19 protein-coding genes and 2 tRNA genes are annotated in these 22,574 nt (G+C 69.0%); 3 read left to right on the top strand and 18 right to left on the bottom strand.

The features are described 5' to 3' along the window. Positions 1-78 precede the first annotated feature (78 nt). From O9280_RS04950 to O9280_RS04935, 4 genes are all read right to left on the bottom strand, one after another. Positions 79-154: transfer RNA gene (locus O9280_RS04950), tRNA-Glu, on the bottom strand. Positions 155-177: 23 nt separating this feature from the next. Beyond that, positions 178-253, bottom strand: a tRNA-Ala gene (locus O9280_RS04945). A gap of 46 nt (positions 254-299) precedes the next feature. Then, positions 300-800, bottom strand: coding sequence for a DUF1249 domain-containing protein (locus O9280_RS04940; protein ID WP_298339569.1), 501 nt, complete (start codon positions 798-800; stop codon positions 300-302). A 37-nt stretch (positions 801-837) separates the two neighbouring features. Beyond that, on the bottom strand, positions 838-1,656 hold the full coding sequence (locus O9280_RS04935) for a pyruvate, water dikinase regulatory protein (RefSeq protein ID WP_298339566.1): 819 nt from the start codon (positions 1,654-1,656) through the stop codon (positions 838-840). A gap of 139 nt (positions 1,657-1,795) precedes the next feature. Between O9280_RS04935 and ppsA the strand changes: the two genes are divergently transcribed. Continuing rightward, complete coding sequence (gene ppsA / locus O9280_RS04930; protein ID WP_298339564.1) at positions 1,796-4,183, top strand: phosphoenolpyruvate synthase; 2,388 nt, start codon at positions 1,796-1,798, stop codon at positions 4,181-4,183. Between the two features lie 5 nt (positions 4,184-4,188). Further along, entirely contained in the window at positions 4,189-5,115 is a 927-nt protein-coding gene (locus tag O9280_RS04925; protein WP_298339561.1) for a mechanosensitive ion channel domain-containing protein, read from the top strand. 29 nt (positions 5,116-5,144) lie between these two features. Here the strand turns inward: O9280_RS04925 and O9280_RS04920 are convergent, their stop codons facing one another. Beyond that, positions 5,145-8,090 carry a ligand-binding sensor domain-containing diguanylate cyclase gene (locus O9280_RS04920; protein WP_298339558.1) on the bottom strand — a complete coding sequence of 982 codons (2,946 nt, stop codon included), beginning with the start codon at positions 8,088-8,090 and terminating at the stop codon, positions 5,145-5,147. A 36-nt stretch (positions 8,091-8,126) separates the two neighbouring features. Further along, the gene (gene orn / locus O9280_RS04915) at positions 8,127-8,696 is read right to left on the bottom strand and encodes an oligoribonuclease (RefSeq protein ID WP_298339554.1); all 570 of its coding nucleotides are present in this window, start codon (positions 8,694-8,696) and stop codon (positions 8,127-8,129) included. A 123-nt stretch (positions 8,697-8,819) separates the two neighbouring features. On the opposite strand from orn, the gene O9280_RS04910 reads away from it, so the two are divergent. Continuing rightward, positions 8,820-9,293 (top strand): DUF2721 domain-containing protein, encoded by a 474-nt coding sequence (locus tag O9280_RS04910; RefSeq protein WP_298339551.1) that lies wholly within the window; start codon positions 8,820-8,822, stop codon positions 9,291-9,293. Position 9,294: 1 nt separating this feature from the next. Here O9280_RS04910 and tadA read toward each other — a convergent pair whose 3' ends face one another. From tadA to O9280_RS04850, 12 genes are all read right to left on the bottom strand, one after another. Continuing rightward, complete coding sequence (gene tadA, locus O9280_RS04905; RefSeq protein WP_298339549.1) at positions 9,295-9,768, bottom strand: tRNA adenosine(34) deaminase TadA; 474 nt, start codon at positions 9,766-9,768, stop codon at positions 9,295-9,297. Further along, positions 9,759-11,342 carry a glutamine-hydrolyzing GMP synthase gene (gene guaA, locus O9280_RS04900; protein WP_298339546.1) on the bottom strand — a complete coding sequence of 528 codons (1,584 nt, stop codon included), beginning with the start codon at positions 11,340-11,342 and terminating at the stop codon, positions 9,759-9,761. Before guaA ends, tadA begins: the two co-directional genes overlap by 10 nt. Before the next feature lie 3 nt (positions 11,343-11,345). Then, positions 11,346-12,800, bottom strand: coding sequence for an IMP dehydrogenase (guaB, locus tag O9280_RS04895; protein ID WP_298339544.1), 1,455 nt, complete (start codon positions 12,798-12,800; stop codon positions 11,346-11,348). Positions 12,801-12,831: 31 nt separating this feature from the next. Then, a complete protein-coding gene (locus O9280_RS04890; protein WP_298339541.1) occupies positions 12,832-14,127 on the bottom strand; it encodes a TRAP transporter large permease subunit in 1,296 nt (431 codons plus the stop codon). Further along, on the bottom strand, positions 14,124-14,618 hold the full coding sequence (locus tag O9280_RS04885) for a TRAP transporter small permease (RefSeq protein ID WP_298339538.1): 495 nt from the start codon (positions 14,616-14,618) through the stop codon (positions 14,124-14,126). Before O9280_RS04885 ends, O9280_RS04890 begins: the two co-directional genes overlap by 4 nt. Then, positions 14,615-15,628, bottom strand: coding sequence for a TRAP transporter substrate-binding protein DctP (gene dctP, locus O9280_RS04880; RefSeq protein ID WP_298339535.1), 1,014 nt, complete (start codon positions 15,626-15,628; stop codon positions 14,615-14,617). Before dctP ends, O9280_RS04885 begins: the two co-directional genes overlap by 4 nt. Before the next feature lie 13 nt (positions 15,629-15,641). After that, the gene (locus O9280_RS04875) at positions 15,642-16,535 is read right to left on the bottom strand and encodes a TRAP transporter TatT component family protein (protein ID WP_298339532.1); all 894 of its coding nucleotides are present in this window, start codon (positions 16,533-16,535) and stop codon (positions 15,642-15,644) included. Between the two features lie 9 nt (positions 16,536-16,544). Next, a complete protein-coding gene (gene folD / locus O9280_RS04870) occupies positions 16,545-17,435 on the bottom strand; it encodes a bifunctional methylenetetrahydrofolate dehydrogenase/methenyltetrahydrofolate cyclohydrolase FolD (RefSeq protein ID WP_298339529.1) in 891 nt (296 codons plus the stop codon). A 57-nt stretch (positions 17,436-17,492) separates the two neighbouring features. Beyond that, positions 17,493-18,656, bottom strand: coding sequence for a molybdopterin-synthase adenylyltransferase MoeB (gene moeB, locus O9280_RS04865; protein ID WP_298340606.1), 1,164 nt, complete (start codon positions 18,654-18,656; stop codon positions 17,493-17,495). A gap of 642 nt (positions 18,657-19,298) precedes the next feature. Continuing rightward, a complete protein-coding gene (gene der, locus O9280_RS04860) occupies positions 19,299-20,696 on the bottom strand; it encodes a ribosome biogenesis GTPase Der (RefSeq protein ID WP_298339525.1) in 1,398 nt (465 codons plus the stop codon). 4 nt (positions 20,697-20,700) lie between these two features. Further along, positions 20,701-21,918, bottom strand: coding sequence for an outer membrane protein assembly factor BamB (gene bamB, locus O9280_RS04855; RefSeq protein ID WP_298339522.1), 1,218 nt, complete (start codon positions 21,916-21,918; stop codon positions 20,701-20,703). Between the two features lie 3 nt (positions 21,919-21,921). After that, on the bottom strand, positions 21,922-22,572 hold the full coding sequence (locus tag O9280_RS04850) for a tetratricopeptide repeat protein (protein WP_298339519.1): 651 nt from the start codon (positions 22,570-22,572) through the stop codon (positions 21,922-21,924). Positions 22,573-22,574 lie beyond the last annotated feature (2 nt).

The following is a 22,574-nucleotide window of genomic DNA, read 5'->3' as shown; positions in this document are numbered from 1 at the left end:
CCCGCAATCCCGACGCACCAAAACGCGCGCAAAAACAAACGGCCCGCATTGCTGCGAGCCGTTGGAATCAGCGTAAGCTGGCGTCCCCACGGGGATTCGAACCCCGGTCGCCTCCGTGAAAGGGAGGTGTCCTAGGCCTCTAGACGATGGGGACGTTTAGAGGGTTCAACAAAGAAGTGGTGGAGCTAATCGGGATCGAACCGATGACCTCTACAATGCCATTGTAGCGCTCTCCCAGCTGAGCTATAGCCCCACCGATTCAGGAGAGGCGCGCATCATATTCAGCAGGATCGGCCACGTCAAGCATCTGTCATCGATTGATTCGCTTCGACGTCATCTTCGGCTTGGTGGGCCAGCGTCGAGCGCGCATGGCCGAGGCTTTCCAGATAGCCCAGCCACTTGCTCAGGAAGCTGTTCATGCGCAGCCGGTGACCCATCATCACCTTCGGCGACGGTCGCAGGCCGAGCACATCCTGCCAATGGCGACCCACGTAGCAGTTGGTGGCTTCCGCCTGCCGGGAATCGAGGTAGGCGCGCAGCACCGCGGAAGGGTCGGGCGCACCCGTGACCGGATCGGTCATGGCGTAGGAGAGCCGGAGTTCCACCGTGTGGGCGTGCCGCGCCAACAGCTCGATATGGACGTCCAGGCCATCGCCCACACGCGAGACATGGCGGCCGACGGGCGCGTGCTTGAGGTCGATGATCCGGGCGATGCGCTCGAAGTTCTCGCCATACAGGCCCATCAGCCACGCGAAGCGGCCGATGGCGGGGTACGGGAGCTCGCTGCGGTTCTGGCGCATCGCTGGAATGTAGAGGCGCCCCGCCCGGCCTTCAACCTCAGAAATGGCTGCGCTGGAAGCCGAACTGCGCGACGATCTTCGAGGCGATCTCTTCGATCGACGTGTGCGTCGTGCTGAGCACCGGGATCTGTTCGCGCTTGAACATGCCCTCCGCGATCGACACCTCGCGGCGGCAGACCTCCAGCGTCGCGTAGCGCGAGCCGGGCTTGCGCTCCTCGCGGATCTTCTGGAGCCGCTGCGGGTCGATGGTGAGCCCGAACAGCTTGCGCCGGTGGCGGCGCAGCTTCTCCGGCAAGCGGTCGGATTCGAGGTCCTCGGGCGTGAGCGGATAGTTCGCCGCGCGAAGGCTGTAGTGCAGCGCGAGGTACAGGCAGGTGGGCGTCTTTCCCGAGCGCGACACCCCGACGAGCAGCACATCCGCCTCGTCGTAGTCGAGGTCGGTGCCGTCGTCGTGCGTCAGCGCGAAGTTGGTGGCGTCCATACGGCGCTCGTAGGCGTCGGGGTCGATGAGCGCATGCGCCTGCCCCACTTTCGGCTGCCGCTTCTGGCCCAGCTCCGCCTCCAGTGGCGCCATGAAGGGCGCGAAGACATCGAGGATCAGGCCGCCGCTCTCGGCCAGGGCCCGGGCCAACTCGCTGTCCACGACCGTATTGATGACGATCGGCCGGCTGCCGTGGCGTTCGCCGCCCTCGCGGATGGCCACCGCCGCCTGCCGCGCCTTCTCGAGCGTGTCGACGAAGGGCAGGCGCTGGCGTTCGAACGCCTGCCCGGCGAACTGGGTCAGCAGGCTGTTGCCGATGGTCTCGGCGGTGATGCCGGTGCCGTCGGACACGAAATACACGGGGCGGATCGCCATGGGCAGCGGTTCGGCAAGGGTGTGCCCTCGATTCTGCGTGGAAATCGGTCGGAAATCGCCAGAAGGGACGATCAAGCTTGTCCGCGGGGCGCCGGGCCCGGAAAATAGGCGTTTCCCCTCGCGGTGTGCCGGAGTTGCCTTGAACGCCCACGTCCTTTGGCTGAACGACCTTCGTCTGACCGATCTTCCGCAGGTGGGGGGCAAGAATGCCTCGCTCGGCGAAATGATCGGCAACCTCGCCCAGCTGGGCGTCTCGGTGCCGGGCGGCTTCGCCACCACCGCCGACGCGTTCCGCGAATTCATCGCTGAGAACCACCTGCACGATCGCATCTATTCGAAGCTCGGCACGCTGGACGTCGAGGACGTCGACGCACTGGGCCGCGCGGGCGCCGAGATCCGCGGCTGGGTGATCGACGCCCCGTTGCCGAAGGCGCTCGATGCCGCGATCCGCGACGCCTACGTGCGCATGTGCAAAGAGGCCGGTGCGGCCGAAATCTCGGTGGCCGTGCGCTCCTCGGCCACCGCCGAGGACCTGCCGGACGCCAGCTTCGCCGGCCAGCAGGAGACCTTCCTCAACGTCACCGGCGCCGACGATGTCGTGCACAAGGTGAAGGAAGTCTTTGCCTCGCTCTACAACGACCGCGCCATCGCCTACCGCGTGCACCACGGCTTCAAGCACGAGGACGTGTTCCTGTCGGCCGGCGTGCAACTGATGGTGCGCTCGGACGTCGGCGCCTCGGGCGTGCTGTTCACGCTGGACACCGAATCGGGCTTCCGCGACGTCGTGTTCGTCACCTCCAGCTACGGCCTCGGCGAGACGGTCGTGCAGGGCGCGGTGAACCCGGACGAGTTCTACGCCTACAAGCCGAACCTCGAAGCCGGCCGCCCGGCCATCCTGCGCCGCACGCTCGGCAGCAAGCAGATCCGCATGGTGTATTCGAAGGCGCCGGGTGAGCGCGTTCGCACCGAAGACACGCCGGCCGAGCTGCGCAACCGCTTCTCCATCAGCGACCACGACATCGAAGAGCTGTCGCGCCAGGCGCTGGTCATCGAGAAGCACTACGGCCGTCCGATGGACGTCGAGTGGGCGAAGGACGGCATCACCGGCAAGCTCTACATCGTGCAGGCCCGCCCGGAGACGGTGAAGTCGCGCGCCCGTGCCACCCAGATCGAGCGCTTCCGCCTTCAGCAGCGCGGCGAAGTGATCGCCCAGGGCCGCGCCATCGGCCAGAAGATCGGCACCGGCATCGCCCGCGTGATCCGCAGCGTGGCCGAGATGAACAAGGTGCAGCCCGGCGATGTGCTCATCGCCGACATGACCGACCCCGACTGGGAGCCGGTGATGAAGCGCGCGGCCGCCATCGTCACCAACCGCGGCGGCCGCACCTGCCACGCCGCGATCATCGCGCGCGAGCTGGGCGTGCCGGCCGTCGTCGGTACCGGTGATGCGCTGAAGGTGATTCCGGACGGCACGCTGGTGACGGTGAGCTGCGCCGAGGGCGACACCGGCTTCATCTACGCCGGCCAGCTGCCTTTCGAGCGGGTCGTCGCCGACCTCGACAAGATGCCGCCCGCGCCGCTGAAGATCATGATGAACGTGGGCAACCCGGAGCGTGCGTTCGACTTCGCGCAGCTGCCGCACCAGGGCATCGGCCTCGCCCGCCTCGAGTTCATCATCGCCCGCCAGATCGGCGTGCACCCCCGCGCCCTGCTCGAGTACGACAAGCAGCCGGCCAACATCCGCGCGCAGATCGATCCGCTGATCGCCGGCTATGCCGACCCGGTGAGCTTCTACGTCGAGCGCCTCGTCGAGGGCATCGCCACGCTGACGGCGGCCTTCGCGCCCTACCCCGTCATCGTCCGCCTCTCCGACTTCAAGTCGAACGAGTACGCGAACCTCATCGCTGGTGCGGCCTACGAGCCGCACGAGGAGAACCCGATGATCGGGTTCCGCGGTGCCTCGCGCTACATCCACCCGGACTTCAAGGACTGCTTCGCGCTCGAGTGCCGCGCCGTCCGCAAGGTCCGCGACGAGATGGGCCTGAAGAACCTGTGGGTGATGATCCCCTTCGTGCGCACGCTCGAGGAAGGCCAGGCCGTGATCGACACGCTGGCCGCCAACGGCCTCGTGCAGGGCAGCAAGTCCGGCAACCCGGACGGCCTGAAGGTCATCATGATGTGCGAAGTGCCCTCGAACGCCCTGCTGGCCGACGAGTTCCTCGACATCTTCGACGGCTTCTCGATCGGCTCGAACGACCTGACCCAGCTCACGCTGGGCCTTGACCGCGATTCCGGCATCGTCGCCAACCTGTTCGACGAACGGAACCCGGCGGTCAAGAAGATGCTGTCGATGGCGATCTCGGCGGCTCGCGCCAAGGGCAAGTACGTCGGCATCTGCGGCCAGGGCCCGAGCGACCACCCGGACCTCGCCGAGTGGCTGATGGACCAGGGCATCGAATCGGTGTCGCTGAACCCGGACACCGTCGTCGACACCTGGCTGCGCCTCGCCCAGCACAAGAAGGGCTGAGCGCTGTGACGCCGATCCTGCCGACCTCGACCGCGGAAGCGGTCGGGCTCTGGGCCAAGCTGCAGTCGCGGTTTGAGAAAGCCGACTGGGCCGGGCTGCTGGAGGCCTGGGGCCTGAAGCTGCTATCGGTCGCGCTGATCCTCGTCGTCGGCGTCTGGATCGCGCGCAAGTTGAGCAACGGCCTCGCGCGGGTGCTGGAGCGCTCGAACGCCGACCCGATCCTCGTCGGCTTCCTGCGCAACATCGCCTACTTCGGCCTGCTGATCGTCGTCATCATCGCGGCGCTGGCCCAGATGGGCGTGAACCCGGCATCGCTGCTGGCGGTGCTCGGTGCGGCCGGCCTCGCCATCGCGCTGGCACTGAAGGATTCGCTGTCGAACTTCGCTTCGGGCGTGATGCTGATCCTGTTGCGCCCGTTCAAGGCCGGCGATTACGTGCAGATCGCCGGGCTGGAAGGAACGATCGAGCAGGTCCGCGTGTTCCAGACCCAGATGCGCACCATCGACAACCGCGTGATCGTGCTGCCCAACAGCCAGATCACCACGGCGCCGATCATCAACTTCACGGGCCGCCCCACGCGTCGTCTCGACCTCGTGGTGGGCGTCGGCTACGACGACGACCTGTCGGCGGCACGATCGGCGCTGCTGGACGTCGCGAGCGCCAACGAGCGCGTGCTGAAGGACCCATCCGCCGACGTTCTGGTGTCTGCACTCGGCGAGAGCAGCGTGCAACTGACGCTGCGGGCGTGGGTGGCCACCAGCGACGTGCTGGCGGCGAAGAGCGAGCTGCTCGAAGGCATCCATCGCGAGCTGCGCCAGCGTGGCCTGTCGATTCCGTTTCCGCAGCGCGACCTGCACGTGTACCACCACGGCACGCCGCCTTCGGGCCTTCCGAAAGCGGTACAGGACGCGCTGGACGACGGCGACCGCTGAGGCGCCGTCCACCGGGCACGCCCGGCGGCTCAGGTCTCGACGCGGTTGCGTCCGGCGCGCTTCGCGGCATACAGCCGCTCGTCGGCGCGATAGATCATCCGCTCGTGGTGCGTGAACCCCGTGCGGCTGGCCAAGCCGATGCTCGCCGAGGCGCGCGCACCGGGCGCGAAAGCACTGGTATCGATGGCTTCGATGCGTCGGCGGATGCGTTCGGCGGAGTCCGCGGCCTGTTCAAGCGTGGCGTCGACGAACAGCAGGGCGAACTCCTCGCCACCCCAGCGCGCGAGGTTGTGGTCGCCGCCCATCACGTCCGACATCACCCGCGCGACCTCCTGCAGCAGCTGGTCGCCGGCCGCGTGCGAGAAGTTGTCGTTGATGTCCTTGAAATGGTCGAGGTCGAGCACGCCCAGGCACAAGGGCTTGCCGTCGCGCTGCGCCTCCGCGAAGCAATCCGCGAGACGTTCTTCCATGTGCCGGCGGTTCGGCAGACCGGTCAAGGCATCCGTGCGCGCCTGGAGCTCGTAGGCGCTGCTCTGCTCGCGAACGGTCTCGGCGAGACGCTCCAGCTCGGTGTTCTGCCGCGTCAGCGTCTGCGTACGCTCCTCGACCAGCCGGCTGAGTTCCCGCTCGCGCTGCTGCAGGGCGTCCACCCGGAGCGCATAGCCCCAGTAGAGGCCGAGGGCAAGCAACAGCCCGCCCAGCACGAGGAACAGCGGCTGCTCCCAGAAGCGCGGCTGCACTTCGACCTCGATGCCGATGACATCGCTGCTGGTGCCGCTGCCGCGGGTCTCCGCGCTGACTTCGAAGCGGTACTTGCCGGGCGGCAGGTGGTTGAAGCGCGCCGAACGCACGGCGCCGCTGTCGGTCCAGCCCTCGTCGAGACCCGCCATGCGGTAGCGGTAGCGGATCTGCTCCGGCATCCGGTAGCTGAGGCTGGCGAAGTCGATCTCGAGCCGGCTCTCCGACGGGCTCAGCACGAGGCGCCCTTCCGCCGGGCGGGCCTGGGCATCCACGCGGATGCTCTCGATGATCACCGGCGGCGGCGGACGCTGGTAGCGCGCGAGCTGGTCCGGCTGCACCACGCTGACGCCACGCGCGGTGGCGATCCACAGGCTGCCGTCGTCCGCGCGGATGGCGGCCGGTCCGGCGCCACCATTGCACTGCGCACTGGCGAGGCCATCGGCCTCCGCGAAGCTGAGCGCATCCAGCCGCTCGCGCCGCCCCTCGATGACTTCCTCGAGCTGCTGCCGCGGCACCTGCAACACGCCGCGGTTCGAGGTCAACCAGAAATTGCCGTAGCCGTCCTCGACCACTTGGAACAGCGTCGCGACGGGCAGGCCGTGGCGCACGCCGACGCCGCTGAGAACGTCGTCCTTCAGGCGAAGCAGGCCGCGATCGGTGGCGAGCCACAGGCTGCCCTCGCCATCCTCGTGGATGCCGAACACATCCTGCGCGTCGAACAATTGCCGGATCGGTACCTCGCGGAAGCGTTCGCCTTCGCGGACGGCCAGCCCGTTCGAGGTGCCGATCCAGAGCCGCCCATCGCGCCCTTCGTGCAGGGCCACGACGAAGTTCCGCGGCAAACCGTCGCGTTCGTCGAAGCGGTCGATGCGGCCATCGGCGCGGCGACGGAACAGCCCCGAACTGGTGCCGATCCAGAGATCGCCATTTCGGGCCTCGAAGATCGCGCGCACCTGCGGCCCCAGCAGGCCGTCGCCGGCACCGAGCTGGTTGACCACCTTGCCGTCGCGCAACTGGTAGAGGCCCAGCGAATACATGCCCACCCACACGCTGCCGTCGCGGCCGTGCGCGAGGCTCAGCACGGCTTCGTTGCCGATGCCGCCCTCCTCCCTCGACACCGGCTCGATGCGACCGTCCTTCCAGCGATCCAGGCCGCCGCTGCTGCCGATCAGCACGCTGCCGTCAGGCAACTGCAGCACCGATCGCACGTAGTTGTCGGCCAGGCCCTGGTAGGTGTCGTAGCTGCCGAAGGGCGTGTCGGCAAAGCGCAGCAGGCCGGCGTTCGTGCCGACCCAGATCGAGCCCTCGCGGTCGACGAACAGGGCCGGCACGCGGTTGTTGGGCAAGCCGCCGGCGCGGCTGAAACGCTCGAGCCCGATGGGCTTCGCGCGGAACACGCCGCGGTTCACCGTGCCCGCGATCAGGCTGCCCTGCGGATCGATGGCGAGGCTCGGCACGGCGTCATCCGAGAAACCGGCCTCATGCACGCGGAACTCGCCGTTGCGGCCACGCCACACGCCGTGGTGCGTACCAAGGAACAGGCCGCCGTCCGGCGCCGCGACGATCGCGTAGACTGCGCCTTGGGGCATGCCGTCCGCGGTGCCGAAGGCCTGGACGCGGTCGTCCTCGATGCGGACGAGGCCTTCCGCGCTGCCGGCCCAGACCACGTCGTTGGCATCGATCATCAGCGCGAACATCTGGCCCGAGGGCAGGCCCTGCTCGACACCGAACGGCGTCGCCGTTCCGTCCGGCGCGATGCGCACGAGGCCCTGGCTTTCGTGCGCCACCCACAGGCGACCCTGCGCATCGAACTCGGCGCGCATGGTTTCTTCCTGCGCCAGCCCTTCGGCGACGCCAACGCGTCGCCACTCGCCGTCCTCGCGGATCATCACGCCGCCGCGCGACGTGGAGACCACCAACTTGCCCGGCACGCGGGTGGAGATGCTGCGGATGCCCTGGTCGGTGAAGGCCTCGACGTTCTGAGGCCCGAACAGCGTGAAATCCTGGCCGTTGTAGCGGACGAGACCCTCCCAGGTGGCGAGCCAGAGGTAGCCGTCCTCGGTCTGGGCGATGTCGTTGACCTGGTTGTGCGGCAGGCCATTGCGCGTGGTCCAGACGTCGCGCGCGTACGCCGCGAGCGGCTTCGAATCCATCGCGGCCGCCGTGCCCGTGGCCAAGCCGAGGAACAGCGCCAGCCAACAGGCCAGCGCCGGTGCCAGTGCAGCAATCCGCATGCCTCCCTCCCGGTGCGTCGCGGATGGGCGCGCCGGTCAGCCGATCTGGCCGCCGAGCGCACCCATGTGGCGACGATAGTGCCTGAGTTCCTCGATGGACTCCCGGGCATCCGCCAAGGCCGTGTGGGCGCCCTGCTTCTGCATGCCGTCGAGGACGCCCGGCGCCCAACGACGCGCGAGCTCCTTCACCGTCGAGACGTCGAGGTTCCGGTAGTGGAACCACTTCTCGAGCCGCGGCATCAGGCGGGCGAGGAAGCGCCGGTCCTGGCAGATGGAATTGCCGCACATCGGCGACTTGCCGGCGGCGATCCACGGCGAGAGGAAATCGCAGGTGAGCGCCTCGGCCTCGGCCAAGGAGTGCGGGCTGGCCAGCACGCGATCCCACAGCCCGGACTTCCGATGCGTTCCGCGGTTCCACTCGTCCATCGCCTCAAGAGTGGCGAGGTCATGGCGGACGGCCAGCGAGGGCCCCTCGGCCAGCACGTTGAGATCACGGTCGGTGACGATCGTGGCGATCTCGATGATGGAGTCGGACATCGGATCCAACCCGGTCATCTCGAGGTCGATCCAGATCAGGCGGGCGTCATCGGGGGCTGGCTTCGTCATCACCTGAGTGTAACGACTCCGTTCAGGCTTCCGGCCGCGTCCCGTGCCGCGCGCCACCTGAATTGACGCCGTTTGTCAGTCTGCCGGGCGCTGCGCGATCATCCGGGCGTTCCGGAGACTCCGATGCCGCTGACCGACACCCTAGCCCACCCCACCGTCATCGGCGCGATGCTTGCCCCGGCCTTGTTGATGGCCGCGACCGGCTCGCTGCTGATTTCGGCCAACGCACGGCTGGCCCGCGTGGTCGACCGTCTCCGGCTGCTGGTGCTCGGCGAGGGCGATCCCGACGGCGAAGCCCCGCCCCTGTCCGAGCACGAAACGCAGATCGCCGAGCATCGCCGCCGCGCCGCGCTGGTGCTGCGCGCCTGCTGGATGCTTTACGTGGCGCTGGGATGCTTCATCGGCACCAGCCTCGCCCTGGCCGGCGGCGCGCTGGTGGAGGCCCGGATCGGCATCATCGCCACGGTGCTGGCCATCCTCGGCATGGGTTGCCTCCTCGGCGCCGCCGTCGCGATGGGCCGCGAGGTGAGCATGGCAGTGCGAAGCCTCGACACCGAACTCGACATCGCGCTGGCGAAGCGCCGGCGCAACGGCTGAATCAGCCCTTCGCGCGCTTGGCGCGGAAGTAGCCCGTCAGCATGGCCGAGGCCTCGTCGGCCAGGACTCCGCCCTCGACCGCCACGCGGTGGTTGTGGCGCGGGTCGGAAAGCAGGTCGAAGACGCTGCCGGCTGCACCGGTCTTGGGGTCAGTCGCCGCATACACCACGCGGGCGATACGCGCATGCACCATCGCCATCGCGCACATCGCGCAGGGCTCGAGCGTCACGTAGAGCGTAGCGCCGAGCAGACGATGGTTTCCCAGAGCCAGCCCAGCCCTGCGCATCGCCACGATCTCGGCGTGTGCGCTGGGGTCATGTTCCGTGATGTTGCGGTTGCCACCCTCCGCCAACAGCGTGCCGTCGGCAGCGACCAGCACGGCACCGACCGGCACCTCGCCGTCCTCGCGCTCGGCCTTTCGGGCGAGCTCGAGGGCGTGGCGCATCCAGTGCTGGTCGGCCTCACTCACTCCCATTCAATGGTCGCGGGCGGCTTGCCGGAAATGTCGTAGACCACGCGGCTGACGCCCCGCAGCTCGTTGACGACGCGGCGGGCCACGACGTCGAGCAGTTCGTACGGCAGGTGCGCCCAGTGCGCGGTCATGAAGTCGATGGTCTCAACCGCGCGCAGCGCAATCACCCACTCGTAGGCGCGGGCATCACCGACCACGCCCACCGACTTCACCGGCAGAAACACGGCGAAAGCCTGCGAGGTTTTGTCGTACCAGCCCGCCTTGCGCAGCTCCTCGATGAAGATGGCATCGGCACGGGCGAGGATCTCGGCGTATTCGCGCTTCACTTCGCCGAGGATGCGCACGCCAAGGCCCGGGCCCGGGAACGGATGGCGGAACACCATCTCGCGCGGCAGGCCGAGCTCGACGCCGATACGGCGAACCTCGTCCTTGAACAGCTCGCGCAGCGGCTCGACCAGCTTGAGGTGCATGCGCTCCGGCAGGCCGCCCACGTTGTGGTGGCTCTTGATCACGTGCGCTTTGCCGGTCTTGCTGCCGGCCGACTCGATGACGTCGGGGTAGATCGTGCCCTGCGCCAGCCACTTCACGTTCGAGAGCTTCTTCGATTCCTCCTCGAAGATCTCGACGAACAGGCGGCCGATGATCTTGCGCTTGGCCTCCGGGTCTTGCACGCCGGCGAGCTCGCCGTAGAAGCGCTCCGCGGCGTTCACGCGGATGACCTTGATGCCCATGCCGCCCTTCTCGGCGTTGTTGGCGAACATCGCCATCACCTGGTCGCCCTCGTTCCAGCGCAGCAGACCGGTGTCGACGAAGACGCAGGTGAGCTTCTCGCCGATGGCCCGGTGCAACAGCGCGGCCACCACGGAGGAATCGACGCCGCCGGACAGGCCCAGCAGCACCTCGTCGTCGCCCACCTGGGCGCGCACGCGGGCGATCTGGTCCTCGATGATGTTGGCCGCCGTCCACAGCGTGGCGCAGCCGCAGATCTCCGCCACGAAGCGGCGCAGCTGCTCGGTGCCCTGCTTGGTATGCGTCACTTCCGGGTGCCACTGCACGCCGTAGTAGCGACGGGCCTCGTCGGCCATCGCCACGATCGGCACGCTGTGCGTGCGGGCGGTGATCTTGAAGCCCTCGGGCAGTCGGGTGACGCGATCGCCGTGGCTCATCCACACGTCGATGCGCGGCGGCGTGCCCGGGTGGTCCTTCTGCTCATCCAGCAGGCGGCAGGCCGAGGCCACTTCCACTTCCGCGTAACCGAACTCGCGGTCATGGCCACCTTCGACGAGGCCGCCGAGCTGCATGGCCATCGTCTGCATGCCGTAGCAGATGCCGAGCACCGGCACCTTGAGGTCGAAGACCGGCTGCGGCGCGCGCGGCGAGCCGGCTTCGGTGGTCGACTCCGGACCGCCCGACAGGATGATGCCCTTGGGCGCGAACTTGGCGATGTCGGACGGGTCGTGGTCCCAGGCCCAGATCTCGCAGTAGACGCCCAGCTCGCGGACGCGGCGGGCGATCAGCTGCGTGTACTGCGCGCCGAAGTCGAGGATCAGGATCTTGTCGCTGTGGATGTCGGTCATCGCTTACTGCCGGTAGTTCGGCGGTTCCTTGGTGATCTGCACGTCGTGCACGTGGGCTTCGCGGGTGCCGGCGTTGGTCACGCGGACGAAGCTCGGCTTGGTGCGCATCTCTTCGATGCTGGCGCAGCCGACGTAACCCATCGACGCGCGCAGGCCACCAGCGAGCTGGTGCACCACGTTCGCCAGCGGGCCGCGGTACGGCACGCGGCCTTCGATGCCTTCCGGCACCAGCTTGTCGGCGTCGGAGGCGTCCTGGAAATAGCGGTCCTTGCTGCCCTGCTGCATGGCGCCGAGGCTGCCCATGCCGCGGTAGCTCTTGTAGCTGCGGCCCTGGAAGAGCTCGATCTCGCCCGGCGATTCCTCGGTGCCGGCGAACAGACCGCCGATCATGATGCTCGAGGCGCCGGCCACGATCGCCTTGGCGATGTCGCCCGAGTAGCGGATGCCACCATCGGCAATCAGCGGGATGCGGCCCTTCAGTGCGTCGGCCACCATGCCCACGGCGGTGATCTGCGGCACGCCCACGCCCGCGACGATGCGGGTGGTGCAGATCGAGCCCGGGCCCACGCCCACCTTCACCGCGTCGGCTCCGTGCGCCTCGAGCGCCAATGCCGCCTCGCCCGTAACGATGTTCCCGCCGATGACCTGCAGCTGCGGAAAGGTCTTCTTCACCCATGCCACGCGGTCGAGCACGCCCTGCGAATGGCCGTGCGCGGTGTCGACGACGATGACGTCAACGCCGGCGGCCACGAGGGCCTCGACGCGCGCTTCGGTGTCGCCACCGACGCCGACGGCCGCACCGACGACGAGGCGCTCGCTCGAATCCTTCGCGGCGTTCGGGTTGTCGCGGGCCTTCTGGATGTCCTTGACGGTGATCAGCCCACGCAGGGCGAAGGCGTCATCAACCACCAGCACCTTTTCGATGCGGTACTGGTGCAGCTTGGCAAGGACCTCTTCATCGGTCGCGCCTTCGCGCACGGTCACGAGGCGGTCCTTGCCGGTCATGATGCTGCTCACCGGCGCGTCGAGCCGCGTCTCGAAGCGCATGTCGCGACCGGTGACGATGCCGACAAGCTGGCCGTTGTCGACCACGGGCACGCCGGAGATGCGGCGCGCGGCGGTGAGCTTCAGCACTTCACCCACCGTCGTGCCCGGTGTCACGGTGAAGGGCTCACGGATGACGCCGGCCTCGAACTTCTTGACCTCGGCGACCTCGGCGGCCTGCCGCTCGACACTCATGTTCTTGTGCATGATGGCGATGCCGCCCAGCTGCGCCATCGCGATGGCGAGCCGCGCCTCGGACACGGTGTCCATGGCGGCGGCGACGATCGGGAGGTTCAGGGAGAGGCCACGCGTGAGGCGGGTGGCGAGGGAGACGTCCTTGGGCAGCACGGCCGAATGGGCCGGGATCAGGGAGACGTCGTCGAACGTGAGGGCTTCCGCCTGGATACGCAGCATGGACTGCTCCGGAACTGGGAAGCGCGACATTCTAACCGGTTCCGCCGGTCTCCAGCAGGGCCAGCGACAGGGCCGGCCACCAGGTGATCAGGAGCACGGAGGCGCCCAGGAGCAGCAGGAAAGGCAGCGTGGCGCGGACCAGCGTCGTGACGGGCACCTTGAACCGGTAGGCGGCGATGAACAGGTTCATACCGACCGGCGGCGTGAAATAGCCCAACTGCAGGTTCGCCAGCATCACGATGCCCAGGTGGGCGGGGTGGACCCCGAACTGGGCGGCCAGCGGCATCAGCAGCGGGGTCAGGATGACGATGGCCGAGAAGATGTCGATCAGCATGCCCACGACCAGCAGAAACACGTTCAGCACCAGCAGGAATTCCAGCGGGCTGTCGATGTGGGTGCTGACGAGGGCGTAGAGCCGGCCCGGCACGTCCTGGTCGATGAACCAGTTCGACAGGGCCCGCGCGGCACCTAGGATGAGCAGGATGGCGCCCACCATCCGCATGGCTTCGGCCATCACGCCCGGCAACTGGCGGAAGGCCAGCTCGCGACGCACCAGCAGCGTCACCACGAGCACATAGGCAGCGGTGAGCGCCGCCACTTCGCTGACCGCAAGCACGCCTTGGTAGATCGCAGCCAGCACCACCACCGGCAAGGGCAGTTCCCAGCGCGCGTCCTTGGCGGCCGCCCACAGCTCGCGGGCATCGAAGGCCTTGCCTGTCGAGGGGACGCCTCGCCCCACCCACATCGCGTGGGCAGACAGGACGACCAGCATCAGCGCCCCCGGCAACAGGCCCGCGAGGAACAGGTCCTGCACGCTGACCGTGGGATTCGTGGCGATCGGCGCCGCGACGAAGCCGTAGAGGATCAGGGGCAGCGACGGCGCGAACAGCAGGCCGAGGCTGCCCGCCGCCGTGACCAGGCCGAGGCTGTAGCGGTCCGGGTAGCCGGCGGCCTTCAAGGCCGGATACAGCAGCGCGCCCATCGCCACCACGGTGACGCCCGAGGCCCCGGTGAACGCCGTGAAGAATGCACAGGCGACGATCGCGACGATGGCCAGCCCGCCCGGCAAGCTGCCGAGCAGCGCGTCGGAGAGCCGCACCAGCCGCTTCGGCGCACCGCTTTCGCTGAGCAGATAGCCCGCGAGCGTGAACAGCGGAATTGCGATCAGGCCCGGCATGTCGCCAAGGCCGTAGAACTCGGTGAGTGCCGCCTGCTCGTAGCCGGCGGCCTGCAGGCCGACCAGCGCGATGCCCAGGATCACCGCGAACAGCGGCATGCCCAGGGCGGCGAGCAACAGGAGCAGGCCGATCTGCAGCTCGAGGCTCACGGCGCCGGCTCGTCGATGGGCCGCGGCGCGAAGGCCGAGAGCACGAAGCGCAGGGCCAGCAGGCCGAAGCCGAACGGCAGCACCAGCATCGGCACCCAGCTTTCGATGCCGGCGACGAAGGGCAGCGGGAACTCGCGCTCGGACACCATCAGGCCCCAGCCCACCCACGCCGCCCAGCCGCAGAGGCCCGCGGCAGCGAACTGGGTGAGCACGTGCACTGCCCGCCACGCTGCATCGGGGAGCAGGCGCGGAATCGCGTCCACGGCGATGTGGCGCTGCTGGCGCGCCGCCCCCAAGGCACCGAGCATCGCCAGCCAGAGCACGCCGGCGCGACTGATCGCCTCGGCCCACGCCAAGCCTGCGTCGAAACCAACGCGCAGCACGATCTGCACCACGGCCAGCAGCAGCAGTCCGCCCAAGGCCGTGGCCAGCACGGCGTCCTCGGCACGATGCAAGACGCGCAAGACGCGCTGGAGCGCGCCTTCGCTCAAGGCTGGCCGCCCGCCGGGGCCGTGCCGGAGGCCTTGGCGTCGCGGATGGCCTTCAGGATGGTCGGGCTGATGCCCTGCTCCGCCTCGAGCCGCGCGAGCACCCGACGACCCACCTCGCGGAAGTACTCGGCATCGGCCGGCGTCGGCGTCACGACGGTGAGCCCCTGCTTCTTCATGGCCTCCAGCGCGGCCACGTCGTCGCGGCGGATCGTCTGGTCGACGCGCGCGGACGCGGCCTTGAAGATGCGGTCGACGATGGCCTGATCAGCGGGCGCGATGCGCGACCACGCGCGCTGGTCGACGACGATGAAGCCCACCACGTACACCAACGGCAGGTCGTAGAGCGTCTTCAAGCGGCCGTGCCACTGCAGGGCCACGGTGCCGGCCGGCGTGTTCGCCACCATGTCGACCATGCCGGTCTGCAGGCTGGTGAAGACGTCACCGATCGGCAGCGGAATCGGGCTCGCGCCGCCCTCGCGGAAGGTCATCTCCGCGACGGCATCGTTCTGCGGCACCCACAGCTTCGCGCGCCGGACATCCTCGACGCCGGCCATCGGCTTGGCGCTCATCAGGTAGGCGAAGCCCACGCCCGAGGCGCCCAGCATGTGGAAGCCGCGCTCGGCGAAGCCCGTCGCGAGCAGCGGATCGACCTTCGGCCGCACGCGGTCGATTTCAGACCAGTTCGCGAACATGAACGGCAGCGTGTAGACGGGCGCGTCCGGATAAACCAGCGACAGTTCGCTCGAGGTGAGTACCCCGCCCTGAAGCTGGCCGCCCTGGCGGATTCGGCGCAGCACGGCCTGGTCATTGCCCATCACTCCGCCCGGGAAGTAGCGGATCTCCACGCGGCCGCCGGTTTCGGCCTTCACCTGTTCCGCCGCGGCACGCAGCTCGCGCATCCACGGCGAACCGTCCGGAGCCAGCGTGGCGAGACGCAGGGTCTGGGTCTGGGCGAGCAGCGCCGGCGTGAACGCCAGCAGCAGGATCGAGAGCAGGAGACGGCGGATCATCGGGGGGCGTCCTTCAGAAATAGTCCTTGCCGGACTCCAGCAGCGCCTTCGCGCGCGCCTGGGCCAGCGTGTTCATCAGCGTGTAGCGCGGCGCCTTCGGGTCGGCGGCCAGCACTTCGTTCAACAAGCGGTCGTGCAGGTCCTGGTCGAAGACCAGGCGCGCATGGAACTCCGCCATCAGCGTCTTGGCGTACAGATTGCGCCCTTCGGAGGCGTCGATCGCCTGCTGGAAGTAAGCCTTGCCCACCTCGGGCTTGCCGCCGACGGCCTCGGGCCGGAGCGAGTTCAGCACGCCGAGATAGACCAGCGGCAGCCCGCCGTCGTGGTTCGCATCGATGGCCACCACCCGCTGGAGCAGGGCCTCCACCTTGGGCAGGTCCGCCACCGCGCCCCAGTCGTCGCGGTTCGCCTGGATGTAACCGGCCCAGGCCGCGGCGAGCCCGTACATCAGGCCGATGCGCTCGTCGCCGACGGCCTTGAGCGCCGCGGCGAAATCGTCCGGATTGCCCTCGAGCGTCGCGCAGAGCGCCTCTTCCTCGAGGCAGGTGGCGCGCTTCGCATAGGCCAGCGCCTTGGCTGCCAGCCGCTTCGCCCGTTCGCTGTCGCTGCCGGTGAAGTTGCCGGCGTAGGCGCCGTTGAGGTTCGCCGCGGCGAGCAACGTGCCGACGTTCTCGGGGTCGCCCTCAAGCAGGCCGTCGAGCAGCAGCAGGTAGGCAGGAAGCCCGTCACGGACGGTGGACGGGTCGTCGGCGTTCAACACGGCGCTGCCGAGGTTGTCGGCGAGGCGCTGGGTGGCCTTGCCGACGATCGAGCTGCAGCCGGCGACAAGCAGCACCAACAGGGCGAGGCCCACCGCGCGCAGCGTGGGGCGAACTAGAGCGGCGGCGGCGGGGGTCGAAACGGTCATGCGGCCAGCCTATCGGGCGTAGGTGTAGAGCTCGTGACCGGGGCGATCGGCCGCATCGGCGGCTTCGATAGTGTTCTGCATCAGGGTGGCGACCGTCATCGGCCCCACGCCGCCGGGCACCGGGGTGATCCAGCTGGCCCGATCGCGCGCCACGTCAAACCCGACATCGCCGACGAGGCGCCCGTCGTCCATCCGGTTGATGCCGACATCGATGACGACCGCGCCCGGCTTCACCCACTCGCCGGGCACGATGCCCGGGCGGCCCACGGCGACGACGAGGATGTCGGCCTGCTCGATCTGCCGCTGCAGCACCTCGCGCGGCGTGAACTTGTGGCATGCCGTCACGGTGCAGCCGGCGATCATCAATTCGAGCACCATCGGGCGGCCGACGTGGTTGCTCACGCCGACCACCACGGCGTTCGCGCCGCGCACCGGGCGATCCGTGTAGCCGAGCAAGGTGGTGATGCCCCGCGGCGTGCACGGGCGCAGGCCGAACTGCCGCAGCGCGAGGCGGCCGACGTTCTCCGGATGGAAACCGTCGACGTCCTTGCGCGGGTCGATGCGCTGGATGATCTCGCGGCCGTCGCGGCCGCCGGGCAGCGGGAGCTGAAGCAGGATGCCGTGGATGCCGGGATCCGCGTTCAAACGGTCGATCAACGCGATCAGCTCGGCATCGCTGGTGTCGGCGGGCAGGTCGAAGTCGTGGGCCTCGATGCCCACCTTCAGGCAGGCGCGGCGCTTGTTGCGCACGTACACCGCCGATGCCGGATCGTCGCCGACGAGGACCACCGCGAGGCCCGGGCGCGATTGACCGGCCGCGAGCCGGGCCTGCACGCGGGCGGCGAGATCATCGAGCAAGCGGTCGGCGATGCCTTTGCCGTCGAGCAGGCGCGCACTCATCGGGGTTTCGGGTCCGTGCTGGAAAGCGGCGGATTATCGCATGCCACATTCACGCCGTTAGCGCGAAGCGCAAAAGGTCTCGATCGCGGCGTAGCCGTCGAACACGGCGTGGGCACCGCAGCCCGGGCAGTCGGGATCAGCCGCCAGCGCCAATTCGCGGAAGCGCATGCCGAGCGCATCGACGGTGAGCAGGCGCCCCACCAGCGGATCACCGATACCCAACAGGAGCTTCAGTGCCTCGGTGGCCTGCAGCATCCCGATCAGCCCCGGCAGCACGCCCAGCACCCCGGCCTCGGCGCAGTTTGGTGCGGCGTCGGCGCCCGGCGGCTCCGGGAACAGGCAGCGATAGCAGGGCGCCCTGCCCCGCTGCCGGCCGGCATCGAACACCGACACCTGGCCGGTGAAGCGCTCCACCGCGCCGTACACCAGCGGCACCGCCAGCTGGCGGCAGGCCGCGTCGACGAGGTAACGCGTGGCGAAGTTGTCGCTGCCATCGATGACGACATCGGCGCCGCTGAGCAGGGCCTCGACGTTTTCCGGAAGGAGGCGCGCCTCGACGCCCTCCACGCGCAGACGGGGATTCAGGGCGAGCAGCCGCTCGCGCGCCGAAACCACCTTCGGCGAGCCGACCGCGGCGTCGGTGTGCAGGATCTGGCGCTGCAGGTTGCTGCGCTCGACCCGATCGTCGTCGATGATCACCAGCGTGCCCACACCCGCTGCCGCGAGGTAGAACGCCGCTGGCGAACCGAGCCCGCCGGCCCCCACCAGCACCACGCGCGAGGCCATCAGGCGTTGCTGGCCTGCGGCGCCGACCTGGGCCAGACGGAGGTGTCGGTCGTAGCGCGCGAGCGCATCGGCGTCGAAGGTCGGGACGGCGGAGGAAGCATCGCCCGACGCGAGCGGCAATCCGGCGGACCGCCAAGCGTCGAATCCACCGCGAACGCTGGCGACGTCGTCGAATCCCCGCTCGCGCAGCAGCTCGGCCGCGCGCTGCGACCGCTGGCCGCGCGCGCAGATCAGCAGGAGCGGAGCGCCGTCCGCGGGGAGTACGGCGTCACCCGCCTCGAGGGCCGATAGCGGTAGCGGCAGCGCACCGGCGGGCAGGCCGTGGGCATGCTCTTCGGCCTCGCGCACGTCGTAGAAGTGCGCACCGCCGGCCACCAAAGCCGCCACCGCCGCCACCTCGCACTCCGAAGGAAACCCACCGGCCACGCCCTGCATGGCCTCGATCAACGCCTCGCCGGTCGCCGGCCACATCGCCTCGAGGCGCTCCGGATCGTCGGGCAGCGAGAGAAGCACCGCACGCGGAGCACGTTCGCCGAACGGCGCCGCGGTGGAACCTTCGATCAGGGTCGAAAGCCGGGGGCCGCGCTCACCATCCGCTTCCGAACAGGCGATGACGACGTCGAACGCTTGGGCGGCGTCGTGCAAGGCTGGTGCAGCGCGCGACGGGTCACCCGGAAGGATCGGCCAAGCGACGGGATCGAGTCCCATCGCCTGCAGCAAGGCCAGCAGCACGGGTCGGGCGGCATCGTGACGCTCGCCCGCGCCGAGCGCCTGCCCGGGCGGACGCAGCGCGTCGCCGCTGCTGAACACTGCGACGGTCGGTCGCCGCGCGCACGGCACTTCCGCCAGGCCTCGCGCGGCCAAGAATCCAAGATCGGAAGGACGCAGCCGATGTCCCGCGGGCAACAGGGTCCCGGAAGGCGCGGCAGCGGGAATGCCTTCCGCCAACACGCGGCCGCGGGCGCGGGCCAGCGGCACGCGCTCGGCATCCGTGCGGTGCGCGGCTCCCATGCGCCGGATCGCCAACGCCTGCAAGGAAGGATCGAAGGGCCGGGCGGCCATGGAACGGCCGCGCCGTCAGCGCTTCTTCGAGAAGCGCATCAGCCGGCGGCGCTTCGCCACCTGCCGTTCGGTCAGCACGTTCTTCTTGCCCTCGTAGGGGTTCTCGCCTTCGCGGAACTCGAACTTCACCGGCGTGCCGACGAGATTGAAGCGCTTGCGGAAGAAGTTCTCGAGGTAGCGCCGGTAGCTTTCGGGCAAGCCTTTCAGGCGCGAGCCGTGGACGATGAACGTCGGCGGCGTGCTGCCACCGGAGTGGCCATAGCGCATCTTGGGCGCATGGCCGCGCACCGATGGCGGCGGATTGCTTTCGTACGCCACTTCCAGCGCACGGTTGATCTCGCTGGTGCCGAAGGTCTTCGTCACCGAGGCATGGGCACGGTTCACGGCCTTGAACAACTCGCGCAGGCCGCTGCCGTGGAGGGCGGAGATGGTGATGCGCTCGGCCCAGGGCGCGAACATCAGCTTGCGTTCGAGCAACACGCGGTTCTGCTCGCGCTCGTAGGTGCTCAGGCCGTCCCACTTGTTGACCGCGACGACGAGGCCACGGCCGGCTTCCAGCACGTGACCGAGCACGGTGGCGTCCTGGTCGGTGATGCCTTCCGTGCCGTCCACCAGCACCACGGCGACCTGGCAGTGCTCGATGGAGGCCAGCGTCTTGAAGGCGCTGAACTTCTCGACGGCCTCCTCGACCTTGCCGCGGCGCCGCAGGCCAGCGGTGTCGATCAGGCGGTAGAGCTTGCCGTCGCGCTCGAGGTCGACGGCGATGGAATCCCGCGTGGTGCCCGGCACGTCGGAGGCGATCATCCGCTCTTCGCCGAGCATGCGGTTCACCAGCGTGCTCTTGCCGACATTCGGTCGGCCGACGAACGCCACGCGGATGCGCTGCGGGTCGTCTTCCAGCACCGAGAGATCGCGATCCGCCGGCAGCCGGGACTGCACGAGCTCGACGAGGTCGGGCACGCCGCGCTGGTGCGAGGCCGCGAGCGGGAGCGCGTCGGCGATGCCGAACTTCGCGAATTCCGCCATGCAGTCGGATTCGACGAGTCCGTCGGTCTTGTTGACGGCCAGAACCAGCGGTTTGCCGGTCTTGCGCAGCCAACCGATGATCTCGCGGTCGAGCGCGGCCAGCCCTTCGCGGGCATCCACGACGAACACGACGAGGTCCGCCTCCTCGACGCCCGCCCGCGCTTGCTTGGCGGTGGCACCGGCGAGGCCGATCTCCTCGCCCGACAGGCCGCCAGTATCGACGATGGCGAAGGGGTGCGTCGGATCAAGCCGGCACACGCCGTAATGGCGGTCGCGCGTGACGCCGGGCTGGTCGTGGACCAGCGCGTCACGCGTGCGCGTCAGGGCATTGAAGATCGTGCTCTTGCCGACGTTCGGCCGACCGACCAGCGCGACAAGAGGCAGCATGCGATTACTCGACGACGCGATAGGCCGCGAGGCGGCCTTCGTCGGTCACGGCAACGACCGTGCCCGTCGGCGTGACGATGGGCGTGGCAACGATGCGCGCATCACCGACGCGCTCGCGTGCGGTGAACGAGCCGGTGCGCGGGTCGAACCAGTGCAGGTAGCCTTCGAGATCGCCGACGACGGCGTAGGTGCCGGCGAGAACAGGGCCGGTGGGCTGGCGGCGGATCAGGGCTTCCTGGCGCCAGAGGGCGCTGCCGCTCGCGCGATCGAGCGACCACAGCGTGCCGCCCTTGTCGGCCACCAGGACGCCATCGGCCGTGAGATCGATGCTGTTGGCGCCACCGTTGTCACGCGTCCAAGCGATCTGGCCCGAGGCGATGGCGATCGCCGCCGTGATGCCGCGGACGCTGCTGGCATACACCGCATCGGCGCCGACGGCGAGGTCGCCATCGATGTCCACGAGGCGGTCGAGCTCGCTGCGGCCTTCCGGCTCGGCAACGGGTGCTTCCCAGACCGGCAAGCCGTCATCCGGACGAAGCGCCACGACCGTACCGTCGTCGTTGCCCACGAGGATCAGGCCCGCAGCGGCCAACGGCGTGCTGGCACCGCGGGAGCTCAGGGTCGGAATGGCGCGGTCGAACGCCCAGCGCTGCTTGCCGTCCGCCGCATTCAGGCCGAACACCCGCCCATCCTGCGAGCGCACCACCACCAGGCCATTGGCGATCAGCGGCGTGGCGAGCACTTCGGCCGAGGCCTGCGCTTCCCAGCGCGGCTCGCCGCTTTCCGCGGACACCGCGAAGACCGTACCGCTGCGGCCGGCGACGACGACGAGGCCTTCGCCCACGCCGACGGAGGATTGCAGCCCACCTTCACGGACGCCGCTCTGCCACAGACGCCAGCCGCGGCTGTTGGAGAGTTCCTCGAGATCACGCTCCCAGCGCTCGTCGCCGGTTTCGACATCGATGGCGCGAAGCGCGCCGCCGTCGGCGACGACGTACAGGGTGCTGCCGTCGAAGCCGGGACGCTGGCGGAAGCCGAGGCTGCCCTCGCCATCACCGAGCGATTCCGACCACAACTTCTCGACCTCGCGGGCACCCTCGATCTCGACGAGCTTGGTTGGATCGGTGGCCTTCGCCTTGTCGGTGCGGAACCAGTCGCGGACGGTGGTGCAGCCCGGGAGGACGAGCGCGGCGACGATGGCCAGGCCGAGGAGCTTGCGCATGGATCAGGCTTCCGGAGTCGTGGAGCCGCCGGTATCGGCGAGCTTGAGTTCGAGGAGGACACGCGTCGGCGAGGCGACGTCAGTGCCCGTCAAGGCCTTCTGGTAGGCATCGCGGGCCTCGTCGCGCTTGCCCTGGCCGGCAAGGGCGTCGCCACGGAGTTCATCGCGGAGCGCGGCGTAGCCGTCGAGGTCGATGCCACCGAGGCGGGCCAAGGCCGCGTCATGGCGACCGAGCACCAGTTCGGCGCGAGCGGCGCGCAGCAGGAGCAATTGGCGCAGCGTTTCGTCGCGCGTGGTCGGCAGTGCGCCTTCGAGCGCCTTCAGGGCGTCCTCGGCCTTGTCCTCGTTGACGAGGGCGGCGCTGCGACGCAGGGCGGCGAGCGCGGGGTACGGCGTCTCGGCGTAGTTGGCCGTCAGCGATGCGGCAAGGCCGGCCGCCTGTTCGGCTTCGCCGGCTTCCTGCGCGGTGAGGAAGCTTTCGAACTGTTTGGCGGCCTCGAGCTTCTGCGCATCCTGCCGGCCCTGCCAGGTCTGGAAGCCGACGATGGCGGCGAGGCCGATCGCGATGCCGCCCAGCACGGAGCCGCCGTTGTCACGAAGCCACTTGCGGACGCGTTCGCCCTGTTCGTATTCGTCGATCTGGTCGTTGGACATGA

Source organism: Silanimonas sp. (assembly GCF_027531545.1).
Classification (GTDB): domain Bacteria; phylum Pseudomonadota; class Gammaproteobacteria; order Xanthomonadales; family Xanthomonadaceae; genus Silanimonas.
The sequence above is the reverse complement of the archived record's forward strand: the minus strand, read 5'-3'. Positions and strand labels throughout refer to the sequence as shown.